Raw genomic sequence first — 2,659 nt, 5'->3', positions numbered from 1 at the left:
GAAACACTACCCTTTTTTGCGCACAAAAAAGAACAGAGAAGGGTAGCTTAGCTTAGCTTTCTCTACCCTTCTCTGTCCTTTTACCTGAGAGTTTAACCCTTTTTATATTAATAGGGCCTTTCCCCTTTGGTGGCGTACTACTTTATACGCGCTCTCCAGAGGTGCGTCCAGTTGTGGTTCCATCTACCTGAGAGATTTGTTCCAAGGGTCTTTTTGGAACTTGCTCCTTCGGTGGCGTGTCGCATTGCACTCTCCCACAACCGTCATTCGCTCATATTGAATTTTTATTATATTTAGAATAATTGGTAGAAATAAGATTGTCAAGATTTTCTTGTAAGCGTTAACATTATTTTTTTGAAAATTCTTACTTTATGAATGTCACATTATGGTCGTCCAGATTACTCACGGCTGCTTTTATCATCGTTTTTTTGCAAGTTGACTATTTTGGTAAAGTTAATAGTAGGTCACTGACTTTTGTCCGTTGCCTCTTAATTTTCCGCTACCTCTCCCTGATTCGACTGATCCGCATGATTTGCCTTCGTTTTCTGCATCTTATAAATCGCAATCAGCGAAATAAACCAAACAGGAGTTACGAACAAGGCAACACGAGTATCTTCCGAAAGTGCAAGCACAACAAGTACGAACGCTAGGAAAGCAAGGATCAAGTAATTAGAAATTGGATAAAGTGGTAATTTAAATTTGTTCATTTTCGCTAGATCTGGCCTTGTTTTGCGGTATTTCAAATGACTGATGACAGTAATTCCMCAAATAAAGATGAAACATACTGTAGAAATACTTGTAATTAACGTAAATACTCCTTCTGGCATTAAATAGTTCAACACAACGGAAGTTAGAATGACGACAGTTGAAAAGGCCAATGCATTGGAAGGTACTTTACGGGCATTAAGTTTTGCAAATGGCACAGGTGCATTTTTATCTTTGGCAAGTGAGTATATCATCCGGCTTGTACTGAAGATTGCGCTGTTACATGCCGAAGCAGCCGATGTTAGGACGACAAAATTGACGATACCAGCAGCTGCAGCGATACCAACAGCCACAAATACTTGGACGAATGGGCTTTCCGATGGGATGATTGCGTTCCACGGATAAACACTCATAATGACAATAAGTGCGCCAATGTAGAAAATTATAATCCGAATAGGAATATTATTGATTGCTTTTGGGATAACTTTCTCTGGATCTTCTGTTTCACCTGCTGTAAGTCCTACAAGTTCAATACCAACAAACGCAAACACTACCATCTGGAATGAGAGGATAAATCCATTTATTCCATTTGGGAACATACCTTCGTGGCTCCATAGATTCGTGAAACTGGCTGCGCCTGAATCTGTGGAAAAGCCTTTAATAATCATGAAAATACCGATAACAATTAGTGCTAGAATAGCGATAACTTTAATTAATGCGAACCAGAATTCCATTTCGCCAAAAAGTTTTACGGTTGCTAGATTCATAAATAGCAAAATGACAAGCGCAATTAAACCCGGCATCCACTGTGGTACGGAGGGAAACCAATACTGGGTATAAAGACCAACTGCTGTTAAGTCGGCCATTGCAATTGAAATCCAGCAAAACCAGTAGGTCCAGCCAGTAACAAATGCTGCCATATTACCTAAATAGTCTCTTACAAAGTCAACAAAAGAATGATAGTTCAAATTAGATAAGAGTAGTTCTCCAAGAGCGCGCATGATTAAAAAACAAATGACGCCTGTTATCAAGTAAGCAAATAATATTGATGGTCCTGCTAAATGAATAGATTTTCCTGCCCCAAGAAATAATCCCGTTCCGATTGCCCCACCAATAGCGATGAGTTGTACATGTCTGTTTTTTAGGCCTCTCTCCAACTTTTGTTCCTGCATATGATTTCCCACTCCCTAATTTCCAAATAATTGAATAATAATATTCCGATAAAATTTTGACATATTATTATTCAATCCAACAAAGAAAACGCTTACAATTTTAATATAATAATACTCAATATGTTGCTGATAAATATTCTGGTTCTGGTGCAAACCTCGAAATAATCTACCAAGCTTTTGAAAAGATAAAGGTATTGCATTCAACCTATTGCAGATTCTCTCTAAGGTAAAAGTTGTAGTCAGGAAAATTGAAAAGAAAGACTCATTCTTTAATAAATTTCATAGCACAATCCTCCTTTTTTCGTTTGTGCTATCTTTCCCAGCATAAAAAGGGCAGAGGAAAGATAAGTGTTCTCCTATCTTTCCTCTGTCCTTTTACCTGAGAGTTTAACTCCTTTGGTGGCTCATAGCTCTCTCCAGAGACGCGTCCTATTGTGGTCCTTTTACCTGAGAGATTGATACCCAATTTTTTAGGAATTGCCCCTTCGGTGCTAAACAATACGTTTAGTCTCTCCCACAATTATCATCCGCTGATATAGAATTGTATTAACAGTTGTATAATAAATGGTTCTAATGGAAATTTCAACAAATATCTGAAAAAACTTTATTTTCAGAATTTTAAATGTAGAGATAGAGCTTTCTGACAGTTCATAAATTATATGCCCATAGTACCCCAAGTAAATTGTGAATTGAATAGGAGTAGATTGCTTTTTACAGTCGATAAACACCGTTCATAATAGTGTACTTTTACAAACAACTTATACCTTTCAAATATACATTAC

1 protein-coding gene and 3 riboswitches are annotated in these 2,659 nt (G+C 37.3%); the gene reads right to left on the bottom strand.

The window, feature by feature from the left end; translation table 11 throughout:
• Positions 1-62: 62 nt before the first annotated feature.
• Positions 63-169, bottom strand: a riboswitch (glycine riboswitch).
• A gap of 319 nt (positions 170-488) precedes the next feature.
• Complete coding sequence (locus AC1DUW_RS25430) at positions 489-1,877, bottom strand: amino acid permease (protein WP_477643778.1); 1,389 nt, start codon at positions 1,875-1,877, stop codon at positions 489-491.
• A gap of 365 nt (positions 1,878-2,242) precedes the next feature.
• A riboswitch (glycine riboswitch) is annotated at positions 2,243-2,299 on the bottom strand.
• A gap of 3 nt (positions 2,300-2,302) precedes the next feature.
• A riboswitch (glycine riboswitch) is annotated at positions 2,303-2,404 on the bottom strand.
• Positions 2,405-2,659 lie beyond the last annotated feature (255 nt).

The sequence above is a fragment of the Peribacillus sp. P4_C12 genome, assembly GCF_056402095.1.
This window is presented reverse-complemented; position numbering and strand designations above follow the sequence as displayed.